18 protein-coding genes are annotated in these 14,751 nt (G+C 38.3%); 14 read left to right on the top strand and 4 right to left on the bottom strand.

Going from position 1 to position 14,751, the window contains the following annotated elements; translation table 11 throughout:
- Positions 1-247 precede the first annotated feature (247 nt).
- The 4 genes from BN6556_RS06825 (at position 248) to BN6556_RS06810 (ending at position 2,404) form a co-directional block, all read left to right on the top strand.
- Positions 248-757, top strand: a complete 510-nt coding sequence (locus tag BN6556_RS06825) for a hypothetical protein (RefSeq protein ID WP_066188777.1) — start codon at positions 248-250, stop codon at positions 755-757.
- Between the two features lie 62 nt (positions 758-819).
- Positions 820-1,116, top strand: coding sequence for a hypothetical protein (locus BN6556_RS06820; RefSeq protein ID WP_066188773.1), 297 nt, complete (start codon positions 820-822; stop codon positions 1,114-1,116).
- Positions 1,104-1,415 (top strand): hypothetical protein, encoded by a 312-nt coding sequence (locus tag BN6556_RS06815; protein ID WP_066188771.1) that lies wholly within the window; start codon positions 1,104-1,106, stop codon positions 1,413-1,415. The genes BN6556_RS06820 and BN6556_RS06815 overlap by 13 nt, the downstream gene beginning before the upstream one ends.
- A 266-nt stretch (positions 1,416-1,681) precedes the next feature.
- Positions 1,682-2,404, top strand: coding sequence for a dihydrofolate reductase family protein (locus tag BN6556_RS06810; protein WP_066188768.1), 723 nt, complete (start codon positions 1,682-1,684; stop codon positions 2,402-2,404).
- A 140-nt stretch (positions 2,405-2,544) separates the two neighbouring features.
- Here the strand turns inward: BN6556_RS06810 and BN6556_RS06805 are convergent, their stop codons facing one another.
- Both BN6556_RS06805 and BN6556_RS06800 read right to left on the bottom strand, forming a co-directional pair.
- Positions 2,545-3,186, bottom strand: a complete 642-nt coding sequence (locus BN6556_RS06805) for an SDR family oxidoreductase (protein WP_066188765.1) — start codon at positions 3,184-3,186, stop codon at positions 2,545-2,547.
- A gap of 21 nt (positions 3,187-3,207) precedes the next feature.
- The gene (locus tag BN6556_RS06800) at positions 3,208-3,675 is read right to left on the bottom strand and encodes an ASCH domain-containing protein (protein ID WP_066188762.1); all 468 of its coding nucleotides are present in this window, start codon (positions 3,673-3,675) and stop codon (positions 3,208-3,210) included.
- Positions 3,676-3,784: 109 nt separating this feature from the next.
- Here BN6556_RS06800 and BN6556_RS21520 point away from each other — a divergent pair, with 109 nt between their 5' ends.
- Both BN6556_RS21520 and BN6556_RS06790 read left to right on the top strand, forming a co-directional pair.
- Positions 3,785-4,282, top strand: a complete 498-nt coding sequence (locus tag BN6556_RS21520) for a DUF6199 family natural product biosynthesis protein (protein ID WP_078059959.1) — start codon at positions 3,785-3,787, stop codon at positions 4,280-4,282.
- Between the two features lie 155 nt (positions 4,283-4,437).
- Positions 4,438-5,334: an SDR family oxidoreductase gene (locus BN6556_RS06790; protein ID WP_066188759.1), complete on the top strand. Its 897-nt coding sequence runs from the start codon at positions 4,438-4,440 to the stop codon at positions 5,332-5,334.
- 16 nt (positions 5,335-5,350) lie between these two features.
- Here BN6556_RS06790 and BN6556_RS06785 read toward each other — a convergent pair whose 3' ends face one another.
- On the bottom strand, positions 5,351-6,499 hold the full coding sequence (locus tag BN6556_RS06785) for a DUF418 domain-containing protein (protein WP_066188756.1): 1,149 nt from the start codon (positions 6,497-6,499) through the stop codon (positions 5,351-5,353).
- 164 nt (positions 6,500-6,663) lie between these two features.
- Here BN6556_RS06785 and BN6556_RS06780 point away from each other — a divergent pair, with 164 nt between their 5' ends.
- The 4 genes from BN6556_RS06780 (at position 6,664) to BN6556_RS06765 (ending at position 9,162) form a co-directional block, all read left to right on the top strand.
- A complete protein-coding gene (locus tag BN6556_RS06780) occupies positions 6,664-7,257 on the top strand; it encodes a TetR/AcrR family transcriptional regulator (RefSeq protein ID WP_066188753.1) in 594 nt (197 codons plus the stop codon).
- Positions 7,258-7,421: 164 nt separating this feature from the next.
- Positions 7,422-8,042 carry a class I SAM-dependent methyltransferase gene (locus tag BN6556_RS06775; RefSeq protein WP_066188749.1) on the top strand — a complete coding sequence of 207 codons (621 nt, stop codon included), beginning with the start codon at positions 7,422-7,424 and terminating at the stop codon, positions 8,040-8,042.
- A gap of 64 nt (positions 8,043-8,106) precedes the next feature.
- Positions 8,107-8,520 (top strand): VOC family protein, encoded by a 414-nt coding sequence (locus BN6556_RS06770; RefSeq protein ID WP_066188746.1) that lies wholly within the window; start codon positions 8,107-8,109, stop codon positions 8,518-8,520.
- Positions 8,521-8,739: 219 nt separating this feature from the next.
- Positions 8,740-9,162 carry a hypothetical protein gene (locus tag BN6556_RS06765; protein ID WP_066188743.1) on the top strand — a complete coding sequence of 141 codons (423 nt, stop codon included), beginning with the start codon at positions 8,740-8,742 and terminating at the stop codon, positions 9,160-9,162.
- Positions 9,163-9,912: 750 nt separating this feature from the next.
- Here the strand turns inward: BN6556_RS06765 and BN6556_RS06760 are convergent.
- Positions 9,913-11,031, bottom strand: a complete 1,119-nt coding sequence (locus BN6556_RS06760) for an IS110 family RNA-guided transposase (RefSeq protein ID WP_066188741.1) — start codon at positions 11,029-11,031, stop codon at positions 9,913-9,915.
- A gap of 949 nt (positions 11,032-11,980) precedes the next feature.
- On the opposite strand from BN6556_RS06760, the gene BN6556_RS06755 reads away from it, so the two are divergent.
- From BN6556_RS06755 to BN6556_RS06740, 4 genes are read left to right on the top strand one after another with little or no spacing between them, the layout of a single operon-like run.
- A complete protein-coding gene (locus BN6556_RS06755) occupies positions 11,981-13,471 on the top strand; it encodes a BglG family transcription antiterminator (protein ID WP_205410312.1) in 1,491 nt (496 codons plus the stop codon).
- Positions 13,461-13,898: a PTS sugar transporter subunit IIA gene (locus tag BN6556_RS22380; RefSeq protein ID WP_066188735.1), complete on the top strand. Its 438-nt coding sequence runs from the start codon at positions 13,461-13,463 to the stop codon at positions 13,896-13,898. Before BN6556_RS06755 ends, BN6556_RS22380 begins: the two co-directional genes overlap by 11 nt.
- Before the next feature lie 12 nt (positions 13,899-13,910).
- Positions 13,911-14,228 carry a PTS fructose transporter subunit IIB gene (locus tag BN6556_RS22375; protein ID WP_066188729.1) on the top strand — a complete coding sequence of 106 codons (318 nt, stop codon included), beginning with the start codon at positions 13,911-13,913 and terminating at the stop codon, positions 14,226-14,228.
- A 27-nt stretch (positions 14,229-14,255) separates the two neighbouring features.
- On the top strand, positions 14,256-14,708 hold the full coding sequence (locus BN6556_RS06740; RefSeq protein ID WP_066188726.1) for a PTS sugar transporter subunit IIA: 453 nt from the start codon (positions 14,256-14,258) through the stop codon (positions 14,706-14,708).
- The last annotated feature ends 43 nt before the right edge of the window (positions 14,709-14,751 follow it).

Here is a 14,751-nt window from a genome sequence, read left to right as displayed (position 1 = left end):
GAAAGTTATAGATTTTTAATATTTCCTGCAATTATCTAGGTTTTGTAGCCGATTTGAAATATCTTGTTATGGTATGGGGTATTTGATACTCGTATAATACCACATGCCTTCCATATCTTACTAAATAAGCCTCAAGGCCTAGCCTACAATACTGCTGAAGTCCATTATTAATTAGTCACGCATACGATATGATAGCTATAAGGTGTTGGAGACCAACTAATTGCAGTAAGAGAATGGGAGGAGTTGCATGCAAAAGGAATTGCTTTTTGCAGAGAAATTGCTGATTGGAGGATATACCGCAATATTGTTATTTATGATTGTTCAGGACTTGGTGCCTTTAGGGCGGTTAAATGATGTGGCAGCTATTACTTCGGAGCGATCCATGAATGAAATATTAATCGTTACCCTGATTGGTGTTGTTCAAATTGTGCTTTTAATGGCAGGCCTCCTCTTTTTTGCAGGGAAAAAATATCCTATTTGGGCGAGAATTTGGCTGATCGTTCATCCCTCATGTATCTTGCTAGGAGCGGTTATGTCGTGGTGGATTCCGTATTTATTTGGTATTGGTGCAGAGGAAAAAGTAGAAGGATATACCGCGATGTTTGGCAATACCCATGCTTTTTTACCGGTTATAAACGGAATCGTACCGAATACACTCCATACGATGTTTCACTTGTTATTATTAGTTTGTATCCTGTTAACAGTTTATCTTGTTGTTACAAAACGCAAAAGGATTAGCGCTATTTCAACCAATTGATAACGATTTACAAACTACTTTTAAAATGAATGGACAAATTAAAAAAGATAAGGAGATTTTGTATGCAATGGTTACAAGAAGTGCCGAAGATTAAGGGTGAAAAAAATGGGAATTATTTTGGGCTTGATTTTTCGATAAACAAACTAACCCTATGTAATGAACCAAAAGAAACAATCGTCACCCATTTTTTCTTGCGTATGACAAAAAATCAAATAAACGGGCTTATGTATATACCAATTACTGATGAAGTTATTTTAGAACAAGTTAAAACGGAATTAGCGCCTTTTTTTCATGAAGTGAAACTGGTATCTAGTAAAGGGAAGGTAGGCCTGGAGAAAATATGGACATGGGGAAAGTAGCGAAAATCTTTATTGCATTTTGGATAGAGCATATCGACTTTATCACCATGATTCGGAAAAATGATGTAGACAGTTTGCTTTTGAAAACGTTTAATAAACATTTGCCTTCTATTCATCGCATGACTAAAGACAAATTCACCTATTCTATAAGCGAAGAAAACATGGAATTTGCTTTAGCTTTTAATGCTGGTGGAATGTGGAATATTCTGATGAAATGGATAGATAGTGACTTTACATACTCTTATGATGATTTACTTCAAGCTTTTGAAGAAATAAGCCGGTTTAACTATTTTAGATAATTTTGTTGAAATATAGGAGGTTGGAACAGAATAAGAGGGAGTGCCTTTCTGTGTGAAATATTTAGACAATCGATTGATTTTTTTAAAAAAATGAATGGTAATCTAAATGTTGAAGTAAAAGGTTGCCTTAAAGTCAACTCTAACTTATATACTGGGGAGAAATATGGGAAAGGGGGTTTAAATGGGAGGTATGGAAAAGAAATGCTGGGAGCATAAGAAGAAATTAGACCATAAACTGCAATGCATTAAGAAAGAGGAGGATGAACATGAATAAACCTTATGTTATTATACACACACATACATCGATAGACGGTAACTTGGATATAATGAATTTGCGGGAATTTGAAGAAGCAAGTCGACAATATCAAGAACTTTCTTTAGATCCTGAAAAACAACAGTTTGGCATACAAGGTTATCTGAACGGTAAAACGACGACACAAGATAATATTACTCACTACAAAGAACCAGAGCTAGACGAGAAAGCAGCTCCTGTACCGGAGGGTGATTATATAGCGAATACGGATGCTGCTATGTATTATTTTTCTATCGATCCACGTGGAGAATTAGGCTTTGAAGAAAACACTTTTGGTTACGGTAGTATCTCTTCTCATATTGTAGAAGTCTTAACGGAGCAAGCCTCCAATGCTTATAAAGATTTTCTCAGAAGAAAAGAAATCTCCTATATTATTGCGGGCCAAGAACAAATTGATTATGAAGTGATGTTGGATAAATTCTATAATCTCTTCCATGTCGAACGAATGATGGTGGGCGGAGGCGGAACCATGAACTGGTCCTTCGTTCAAAACGGATTGGCGGATGAAATCAGTGTCATTTTGGCTCCTATCGCGAATGCTGATCCAGCTGGTCACCGATTCTTTGCCGCAAAAGAACCCTATTCCAACATTAAAGAAACAGCTTTTCAACTTGAATCCGTTAAGGAATTGGAACACGATACATTATGGATTCGCTATTCTGTAAAAGAGAAATAAAGCAGTGATGGAGAATTCGTGTTGCGACAGAAGTGTTCAACAAGTATTTTTAAGTATCATAAAACGCATCGAACCAATTGTTCGATGCGTTCATTTTATTTGCAGTGGAATGTTCACTTCTAGAAATAAGGTTTGTACACTTATTTGACAAAAGCAGGCTTATCTCCCTCCGTGTTGGGCTTATTGACACCCAAACTACGGTGGATTTCCATTTCCGGTGATTCAGCTAGTTTGACAACTAAGGCAGCGACACTCTTGCGTGAAACCTCAGTTCCTTTAAAAACTTCTTCTTTTTGGGTGGTTTCATAGTCGATTTCATCGTTATTCGTTAGCCAAGCTGGTCTTAAAATCGTATAATCCAAATCAGAGGCTTCTATAACGTCCGCGGCTTTTCGATCTATTACTAATATTTCTCCCAGTGTGTTCTTATGCCACTCACCGAATTTTCCGGGTACTTCATCGTAAATGCCCAGACTGCTAATGAAAATAATTCGCTTCTTATTGGCTGCATGCATCGCTTCCACAATGCTTTCAGCTTGTTGTACAAAATCTGAACCACCTAGATTTGCGTAGATTACATCTTGACCTACCATCGCTTCTTTCAATTTTTCAATGTCTGTTACGTCTCCTTCAATGACGTGTTCTCGATCTGGATTGCTGATGTTTAGTCTGCTTGCATTGCGAAGGAAAAGCGTTAAATTTGCCTCCGTTGTGTCAAGAAATAAATTAATGGCTTCTCGGGCAATTTGACCGTTTGCTCCTAAAATTAAAACATTACTCAATGATAATCTCTCCTTTTGTCGTTATTGATTAAGTGGTGTTCCTTTTTCATTAGGATACACTTTCTTAAACCGTTCACACACCACTAACATGTCAGGTGAAAATTCCATATTGTATGCCGCTAATGATGCAGTGAAAAATGTTTCATGTGCTTGCCACCAATACGAATAATCCCCTTCGCCCTCTGCTAGAGCAAATTCCTCGGATACTTCATTCATAGGAACTACTTCAACGGATTGGATTTGAATAATAGCTGCTGGTTCTTCCTGTCCATCTAAAATGATGTAATATTCATCAGGTTTAGGCAAGACTTCTTTTTCTAATTCATAAAACACAAAACCGGAAGATGTCGCTATTTTCTTTCCTTCCATAACTAAATCCGCTAGCCAATCAGCAGAAGTACCGAATGAAAAGGCACCGGTAAATTCAAGCCCTTCTTGGTGAGTGACTGCGCAAAAATCATCCCAAAATAGTTGTACCTTGTTATTCATAAAACCTCATCCTCTAAGATAAAAATATGTTATTATGGAGTCGATGTCAAGAAATGAGGAATTGTTCAAAAAGTCAGTAAAATCTTATCTAGCGGATGGGAGGGATAGCGTGAAGTTTATCATCCAGGTGGTTGTTGTTTTATGTTCTAGTTTTTTTGTAACCACTTGTTTAATGGCTGATTCTACAGATACGATTACTTTTGACAGTGGAGAAACGGTACAGGTTATTCTTACGAAGTTATCTGATGGTTATAAATACGAAGTCGAATTTGAAAATGGTCATTCCAATTCTGAGGACCACACGGAAGGAGGCGGACCAGGGTTTTGGTCTCATTCTTTATCAGAAGAAGAGATACATTTAGCTGGAGAGACTGTTAATAGATATGAAAAAATACATGGAGATCCTTCTGAAGGTGCCTCCATCAATCTAGCAGGTATAATCCTTATTATAGTAGGTGTGATTGGGGCGATATTTCCTTATGTTATGTGGTATTTAGAAATTGGCTGGAAGTTGAAAGAGGCGGAACCTAGTGATTTGGCCATATGGATGAATCGCGCAGGGGGTATCATTGTCGTTATCGTTGGTGTGTTTGTATTATTTTCTTGAGATACAAGGAGTCATACTTGGACACTGCTGCTGTTCACAGGCTGAAAGGTTGGCTGAAGGATTCGGAATAGCGATCCACAGCGAATGTGATAACATTAAGAAAGAAAAACACACTGAAAAGGACATATTTTTCAAAATACAGGAGGAGAGGCAGTATGAAACATGTGTTAGTTGCTGGGGCTACAGGGTATTTAGGAAGATATGTGGTAAAAGAGCTGAAGAAACAAGGGTTTTATACCAAGGTATTAGTGAGAGATCCGGACAAGTTGAACCAAGTCGGGAATGCTTTTGCTCCTTCAATTGCCGAAGAGGTAGATGAAGTAGTCATCGGCGATATCACCAAGCCGGAAACATTAACCAATATATGTGACCATATGGATTATGTTTTTTCAACCGTTGGCATGACAAGAGAGAGAAATGGCCTTACTTTTCATGATGTGGATTACCAAGGGAATCTGAATTTGTTGAAAGAGGCAGAGCGCAGTCATGCTGCCAAATTTATCTATGTACACGTGTATCGTACGGATGATTGGAAGGAACCGGGACCTTTAATTGAAGCGAAAGAAAAATTCGTGGAGGTTTTAACAGCGTCAAGTATCGATCATATGATCATTAGACCGACTGGCTATTTTTCAGATATAGCTTCATTGTTGGGGATGGCGCAAAATGGCAGAGTGTTCTTGATTGGGGATGGAAGAGCAAGGATGAATCCAATCCATGGGGAAGATTTAGCCCAATACTGTATCCGATCTTTTGCTAAATCAAATCAAACCCTTGATGTCGGTGGACCTGAGACCTTTAGTTATCAGCAAATGGCTCAGCTCGCTTTTGATTTGCTGAACAAAAGGAAGCGTATGACACGTATTCCAACGGCCCTTTTTAACCTGATTTCCAAGCTGTTGAAGTGGTCTGGCAATCACAATTATGGTTTATTCCGTTTCTTTTTTAATGTGATGACCCATGATTTGACGGCACCAAGTTATGGTGATCATCGGATTCGTGCTTTTTTTAAAGAGATGATGGAGGAAGAGCATCATGAAATCACACGATGACATTTGCTCCTCTTTCTTATTTTTTAAATGGTGAGTAGGATAACTTCCTCCACAAGTACTCAAGCGGTCCAGTGCCTATATACTTTACAAAAAATTCTGCAGCGCCCATCATCACTATGGTTAGGAGGATCCAAAGTAGTATGACAACATAAGCAGAAGACAAGGGAGCCACACTGAGTCCCCAGCCGTAAAAGATAATAGATGTCAGGATGTTTTGTAAGATATAACAACTTAATGCCGTTTTTCCGATGGATTCAAATCGCTTGATTAGCCAAGGAGCCCATGCTTTTTGCAGTACCCAAGCGAATAAGCCAATATAGCCTAATGCCAAAATCGGGGCAAATACATAACGAGATGCAATATCGAAAAATCCGCCAGGAACTAATGTCAGTAAATTTAATGGTATTCCTATCCCGAGACCGTATATCATTAATTTTTTTCTAATGCGTTGTGCCTTGTCATTATTTGAAAAAGCGCCGGCACGAAAAAGACGAATGCCTAAAATATATAAGGTTATATTCATAAAGATGATCAGAATCGCTTCTATTCTCAACCCCCAAAAGTCATTCATTCTAAATTGTATTTGCTGACAATAACTTTGGTTAGCGTATAATTGTGTTGTTTCATGAGACATTCTGGCCATTTCAGATAGAAATACTTCGTCTTTTATTAAGAAGACCCATCCGATAGAAACTAGTATGATTCCCGTAAAATGAATCATTGCTGATACGATCATTGATCGCTTGATTATCTCTTCACGGTAGCGAATGATGAATGCAACGATCATTCCTGTTAGGGCATAACTCATTAATATGTCGTATTCAAATACGAAAATAAAATGTAATAACCCATCTAAAAGTAATAAAAGCATCGTCCAAAGATACATACGAATCCACGGCAGGCCTTCTCTCATAGCTTTACGGTATTTTAATTCCAGACCAATCCCAAACAGGATGGTCAATAAGCTTAAAAACTTGCCATTAACAAATACGGATAGGAAAGCTGTTAGGAAAGAGGCGAAGCTTTCCCACCAATTCTCATTTGAAAAAACACCCATAATATTTCCAGGTTGAGCAAATAACCAAATATTCGTTCCTAAAGTGCCAATAATAGCAAAACCTCTTAATACATCTAATAACCTTATCCGATTCTTTTGCTGCTTCATGGCATATACTCCTTTTGCTTTTCTAAATAGGTTCTATATTCGATCTTTTTAGTTCAACTGAGTTAAAAAAAGATTTTATCATAGCGTTTAGTAGTGCGCAACCTTTTTCTGCTCACGCGAGTGATAAAATTTATTTTTTCTTATTTCTCTGTTATAATCGTCCTATGCCAAAAATAGTTGATCATCACAAACGTCGGGAATTGATAGCAAAATCTACATGGGACATTATCTCTCAAAAGGGAATTGAACAGGCGACGACACGAAGAATAGCAGAAGAAACGGGGATCTCTCAATCTGCTCTTAGGTATTATTTTCCTACACGCAAAGAATTGCTTACTTTTGCGATGGATTTATTAAAGGATAAGGTGGAGAGCCGGCTGAAAATAATATGGGAGAAGGATATTCCTGTTTTAGAGAAGGTGGTTCAACTGCTTATGGAGATAACCCCTTATAGTGAAATTTCAAGAAAGGAAATGGAAGTTTGGTTTGCTTTTATTACACATTGTCGGAAAGAGGAGGGGTTTGACCTTAGTTACGATGATGTTATCAAAGTTATTGAACTAGCTTTAACGATGCTAGAAGAGAATGATTTATTGAGACAAGAGGTTTCAAGAGATATGGAATTAGAGAAATTGTATAGTGTGATCGATGGGTTAGCTATCCACGCCTTGTTTCATCCAGAGCGCTATAGCCCGTCCTATATCCGAAGCATTATTGAAAACCATCTTATGTCAATGGTTGACATAGATGAACAATGATCTGTAAATGATAAGACTGTTTTCTTTAATGTTTTGTACGAGTATACCCCTCTATAGCAGTCAGAGAAATGATGGAAATTATAAAGGGTTATTTTAAAAAATGATTCCATTAGATCGCTGTCCTTAAATAAAAACTCCGAAGTGACAGGAAAGCGAGGGATGATATGAATCGTCCATCATTAATAAAAAAATTTGATAAGCAGGCAGCAAAGTACGATAAGCGACGAGACAGTGATCCATTATATAAGTTTCGTCAACGAATTTTTCCAGAAGCAAGAGGGAAGGTGTTAGAGGTTGCTATTGGTTCAGGACTTAATTTTCCCTGTTACCGTAGTGATATTGAATTAATTGGGTTAGATTTTAGTCAAGAAATGTTGAAAAAGGCAGAGCGTGCCGCAAAAGATTATCCTTTTTCAACGACTTTGCTCCAAAAAGATGTCGAAACCATGGTATTTGATGAGAATAGCTTTGACACGATTATATCTTCTACTAGCTTGTGCGCCTATCAAAAGCCTGTCGATGTGCTCAACAGTTTTCAAAAGTGGTGTAAGCCAGAAGGAAAAATACTGCTGTTGGAACATGGCATTTGTACCAACAAGTTTTGGGCAGGGATGCAAAAAATGATTGATCCATTGGCCGTAAGGGTTGTGGGGTGTCATCAGAACAGAAATATTTCGGCTATGATAAAGCAATCGGAACTGAAATTGATTAGAGAAGAGCGTTATTTGTCCGGTTTGTTGTACATGATATGGGCGAAAAAAGGTAGTCAAAAAGACAGCAATTGAGAAGAAATACTACAGGGATAACCATGATAATATAAAAGAAGTCCAACATAAAGGAGGAAAAAGAATGACAGCAAAAGTTATCCCTTATCTCATGATGGATGGCAATGCGCAAGAAGCCATTCAGTTTTATGAAGAAGCCTTAGAGGCCCAAGTTGTCACGAACATATCATACGAGGAAGTACCAGATCTTCCCTCTGACGAATTGAAACATCTAGTGGCACATGCGAAGTTGAGAATTGGTGCTTCGGAGCTGATGATTTCCGATAGCCCAAGTACGTTGCCTGTTGTACAGGGCAATCAAGTCACGATTTGTATTTCAACAAAGGATGTCTCACAGTCTAGAAGATTTTTCGAAGCTTTAGAAAAGGAAGGTAAAGTGAAGATGCCTTTCCAAGAAACTTCATTTAGTGCTGCTTATGGGAGCTTAACAGATAAATTTGGTGTTACTTTTCTTATTGATACGGAAAGGGAAGGTTGATATAAACAAAGGGTGCAGATCCGAGAGGATAGCACCCTTTGTTGGTCCAAATGATATAATTGGAATGAATGCCTCTCTCATAGATTAGGTTATAAATGTAAACAAAAAAGATGAAGTCGACATTAGATTTAAACAAATAGATATTAAAAACACGGGAAAATATGTTATTATTTTTCAGTGAACAAACGATGGCCATCACTAACGAAGGAGCATATCTGTATGAGCAAAACCGTTAACCGCCTCACCTTGCTGGGGATTGTTTTGAATATGGTCCAATGGATCGCTATATTCATCCTATTCCAAAAAATCCTGGCTCAATTTGATGGGTACACCATTCTTAATCCGAATGTGACGAATGGTACGATGACGTCTTTCTCTTTTATAGATTGGTTACAGTCGATGATTTATTCTGGCGTCCCATTTAACTATATTGTTTTTGCCGCTATTGTGGCTTGCTTATTGTACCTTATACCAACGGCCGTTTTTATTATTCTGGAGATCATCGCCTATTTTGTAATCAGGAAAAACCCCCAATCGGCCTGGTGTATGTTTATCTTAGCAATGGGCTATAAGAATATAGTTTTCGATCTGTCCGGTGTACCTTTTCTGATGGCAGGTTTAATGATGTATAAGCGAAAGTAGATAAAAGCATCCAAATTTCAACACTTATAAACAACGTATATTGGGTATACGCTGTTTATAAGTGTTTTTGTGTGTCATTTTTTAAAAATAAAAAAGTATAGAATTCTGAGTATGATAGGATGTGGACCGATTTTGATCTTGAACGAATGGTGGTACCGATAAGATAGATGATGTTAAGTAGCCAAACCATTTATTCCATGTAGTAAAGTTGATTGTTTGTCAGTGCTAGACAGCGCTCCGGAAATAGGTTCCGCTTTCCGCGAGACAAGGCTTTAGCCTCCTGATATGAACGAAACTGTCAAGCCTCCCACTCTGCACTAAGTTTTAATCTATTTTTGACAAACTTTAAGAAGAGAAGCGATTTTTGGCTTCTTTACTTTCTGGGTGTTATATGTGCAGCCTACTGGCTAGACTAGCTTCTTCTTTAACTTAGCGATCACTTCTCACCTCTTTTTAGTTAAAGAAGGAATCATCTTACCTCCTTCATCATTTTTGGAATAGATGGATAAGAACACGGCACGAAGGCAAAAATCTCTACTGCGGTTTGCATTCTGATATTCGTGGGTTTTCACATTTTATCTTTCCGTATAAAGGACTTTTCCACTAACTCGTGACGTGCGTTATTCTATACAGAAATGGCACAGAGGAGGCACGTGGGTTTTCCTTTCCGGTTTTTTTCTTTGCCTTCGGGCCCTATTCTCATTCTTCTATTTTTATTCATAAAACGTGTATGCTGGCTTCTATCATTTATTAGAGATTAGACGTAGGAACATCCTCCATTTCTTGCGTAATTGCCCATATAAAACCTGCTAATTCCCTCGCTACTGCGGTAATCGCTTTACCACTTTCTTTTCCTCTGGATAATAATCGATAATATTTTTTGTGTAACCGGTTTTGTGCTTTCCAAGATATTGCTTGAACACTGGCACTCTGACCTTCTTGCCTTTTCTTCAGCTGCCCTTTTACGGCCGGTTGATAACGATAACTCCAAGCGGATTCTATTAATAGACGACGCACATGTCGATTTCCTGTTTTGGTAACATTCCCTTGATTTCTTCTGTCACCACTTGAATCCTCACTTGGAATTAATCCAACATAAGCCATGAAGTGTTTGGGGTGAACAAATCTTTTGAATGATCCAATCTCAGCTACGAGGCTTGTAGCTGTAATTAAAGCCACCCCTCTCAAAGCCTGTAGTGCCTGAATTTTTTGGGCATGTACACCTTCCGTTGCTTGTGTTTTTATCTCTTCTTCATACCTTTTTACACGCTGTTCAATCTCCTGTAATTGATGAAAAGATTCCTGAAAGACAGTGCTTGAAGCAGACCGTTCGAATGTCAAAGTACTTAACCACTCCCGATACTTATAGGTCCACGTTCTTACCCCTTCTGGAGGATAGATATGGTGCCGTAACAGAAATTTGGTTAACCGATGTTTTGCCCTTGACTCATCTTCTTTTGCATCTTCCCTTGCCCGAACTAAATCACGAAGAGCTTCATCATCTTCGGTCGGCACATAAATAGATGTTAATTCGCCGGCACGAAATAGTTGAGCGAGTCTAACAGCATCCCTTTTATCCGTTTTGATTCTCTCACCAGGCTTTTGGGGAATAAGAGAGGGAGCAATGACATCACATTCTATTCCAAGACTAAGAAAGAATCTGTGCAGTTTGTAGCCTGTTGGCCCCGCTTCATAACAAATTCGAAGGGATGTAGGATCGCCTAATTTCTTTACTAACCTTCTAATGCTTTCATACTTGTGAGGGACGACTCCCCAATATCTTGGTTTTTCTCGCCCTTCCTCTGCAATAGCAACTGAAATTTTTCCCTTGTGCACGTCTAATCCAACGTATTTAGTGGTATCCTTCATAATAACTAGCTCCTTTCGTAATGTAGCTCTCATTTGGTTTTGTTTCTTTAGTAGTCAGTCTAACCAGATTAACCTACGAAATTACAAGTAAGGAGCTAGTTTCGTTCATGATAACTCGTCAGCAAAGATCGCTTCCTGCGGGGTCTTCACACTGCGCTATTCTCTGTCTGGCTACAAGCGTCAAAAACTAGACAACTTCCCGACAGCGCCCTACGATAAGTCATCATCGGTTCGTCCCTCACCGTGATTCCTTTATCTCGGTCGCTTCGGTCCAGTTGTTACGTTTTTGCCCGACGCTTTCCGCCTTTCTTACAGGAGTCTCCACCTATTTCCTCCGCTGGGTAGTAGCACTACAATCGAATGGCTGCGAAGATGAAGTGTTCTAGACACTATATTTCTGCCAATAAGCAAACCGCATAACCTTTTTCTGAGAACGGTTTGATCCTACGTTATGATTTTATATTTGTACCACATGATCCATTACGTAGACGAAGAATCAGCTGACGATTTTCTCCTTTTGGCTCAACAGTGTCTAGGTACCTAGAATGCTTCATCCTTGCAGTGATAACCATTGTTGTACGCCAATCTAGCGGAGGGAATATGCGGAGACTCCTGTGGGACCAGGACGAGCTGAAGATCCACTTGTAAAAGTGCTCTTCTTTTGCAAGTTAGCTGAAGCCGGCCCCACGGAAAGCGCAGCATATTCCCGGAGCGCTCGCCTAGCATAAAAAAAACGGGCAAACTCACCACTAAAGAAAGCAAACTACTTTACATCATCCATCTTATCGGCAGTTCAGTGGCTACTTTTAGTTATTCGTAAAGGACCGGACGAATTTTGCCCAGTTTTTCTTATGAGCTAGTACAAAAAAATGACCACTGCAACGGTCACATATCAGTGAAACGTTTTCGCTAATTGGCGTTACAATAAAAATAACAAGGAGGGGTGGCTGTGAGTTCCCAAGATCGTGAACAAAAACTGTTACTGTTTCTTTCCAAAAATCAAGATTACGTAACTTCTGAGGATCTAACCGAGATACTGCATGCTTCACAAAAAACAGTATATCGTTTAATCAAGAAAATAAACGATGAATACGAGGATAGTCCACTTATTTTATCGGAAAAAGGGAGAGGGTACAAGCTAGATTACGAAAAATTTATTAACTATCAAAAAAGTCATAAGCTCGATAAAGAAAACGGCTTTTCTCCTCACGAAAGACGGAAACGTATTATGGAGGAATTATTGCTGTCTTCGCCTAAACCGATCAATATCTATCACTTATTTAGCAGCTATTTTGTTGGAGACTCGGTTATTTTTAACGATGAACAGATCATGGGGGAAGAGTTAAAAAAGTATGACCTGGTTTTAGAGCGGAAAAACCGCACACTAGCTATCTTAGGAGAAGAGATAAATATTAGGAAGGCGATTAAAGATATTATTGAAATATTCAACATCATTGATATTGATGATTTGAAAAGCAATAAAGAGCTGAATTTTAATAAGTATGATGTCTTGTTTATATTGGATCAATTACGACATATTGAAAAAGACTTGGATATCACGATTCCCTATCCATATAATGTAAACATTTTCTCCCATCTTTATATACTGTTAAGTCGCTCAAGAAAAATCTCTGCAGACCTCTTTACTGATACCATTTCTAAAGAAGAAATGATCAGTATGAAAAGGGACTTCGCTTTATATCAAGTGGCAAAAGTGGTTGTGAATAATATTGAAAAGTATTTGCATAGTTCATTACCAGATATCGAGGTTTATTTTCTTTATCAGTATTTGGTTTCATCCAGAATGCAGGGTTCTTTTGCAAAGTCAAATACCTTTTCATCCGAAGTGATCCAGGTGACGAAAGTGTATATTGAAGAAATGAGTAGTAAGTTAGGAATCGATATAGAAAACCAGTCTATTTTTATGGATCTTGCTACCCATATTAAACCAATGCTAAATCGATTAGAGCACAAAATTCGCATAAAAAACAGCTTATTAAGTCAAATTAAGATCACGTATGAAGATATATTTATGGGTGTAGCCAATGTATCTAAATTGGTAAGTGAAACATTCAACTTGCCGGTGATAAACGACGATGAAAATGGCTTTATCACCCTCTATTTTGCAAAAATCATAGAAACAAACCAACATCAACGACCGATCAAAACATTGATTATGTGTACAACTGGGGTAGGAACTTCCGAGCTTCTCAGGGCAAAAATATCAAAAAAATTTCCCGAATTAGAAATTGTTGATGTGATTGCTACCCGAAATATGCGGATGATTCAAGAGAAATATCCCGATGTGGAGTTGATTTTGAGTACGGTTCAGATAGAAGAGCAAATGCCGATTCATTTTTTATTAGTGAGTGCGATGTTTACCGTTGATGATCAGAAGAGACTTCAGCGCAAGATAGAGGAGGTTTATCATGGACAGTAAGTTATCCTATCACGTTTATTTCCATTGTGAATTAGCGACAAAAGAAGAGGTACATGCCTTTATTTCTGAGATGGTAAGCCCGAATGACGCTTCTCAGCAAGATAAAATCGTTCAACGGCTGAATAAAAGAGAGCAGGCAGGCAGCACCCTAATCGCGGAACATGTGATGCTGCCTCATATTGAAAGCAGTCAAATCAAGCAAAGTCAAATTATTTTTATCCGTTTAGCCGATCCGATCCTGTCATGGGATGATCAGGCGCAAGATATTCGCTTATTGATTGTGATTTTATTAAAGGAAAATGAGTCAGAGCAAATCAAGAAACAGATTTCTCTATTTACCAGAACATTGGCAGATGAGGAGTATTTGAACCGATTGTTGAAAGCACAGAAAAAGGAAATATTTGAACAAGAAATCAAAAAAATCTAGGAGGAATTAGTTATGAAAATTGTAGGAGTAGCAGCGTGTACCGTAGGAATTGCCCACACATACATTGCACAGGAAAAATTGGAGAATGCCGCAAAAAAAGCGGGACATGAGATTGCGATGGAAACACAAGGAACGATTGGAACAGAGAATGATTTAACAGAAGAACAAATCAAGGAAGCTGATATTGTTATTTTGGCGATCGATGTAAAAATATCGGATCGGGAACGCTTTGAGGGCAAACGCATTATTGAAGTTCCAACTGAAATAGCAGTTAAATCACCTAATAAATTGATTCAAAAAGCGGAAGAAGTCCTCAACCAGAATAAATAACGTGCAAAACGAGGGGAGAGATACAGCATGGAAATAAGTAACATTATAGATTTAGAAACAATCACAACCGATTTGCAAGCAAAAAATAAAGAGGAGGCATTATCAGAGTTAGCTGAACTATTATTGCAAAATGGCTATATTAGTGAGATCGATGGCTTTATGAAGGATATTTATGCCCGTGAGGCAGAGGGACAGACTGGAATTGGTAATTACATTGCGATCCCTCATGGAAAAAGTGATTTCGTTAATAAAATTGGGGTTGCCATCGGGGTTATGGACGAAGAAATCCCGTGGGAAACACTAGATGGAAATGGCGTAAAAGGCATTATCCTTTTTGCAGTAGGTAATGATAATGAGGGCGCGCAAAATCATTTGAAATTATTATCCTTGTTTGCAAGAAAATTAGGCAATGATGAAGTCGTAGAGCAATTGTTACAGTCGAAAAATGAAGAAGAGGTAAAAGCGGCTTTTGTTCAATAAAGAAATAAGGAAACAAAATAAACGAGAACGTGTCTAGAGGAGG

This window comes from Gracilibacillus timonensis (assembly GCF_900086715.1).
Taxonomy (GTDB): Bacteria; Bacillota; Bacilli; order Bacillales; family Amphibacillaceae; genus Gracilibacillus; species Gracilibacillus timonensis.
Note: the sequence above shows the minus strand (reverse complement) of the source record. Positions and strands in the feature narration are given on the sequence as shown.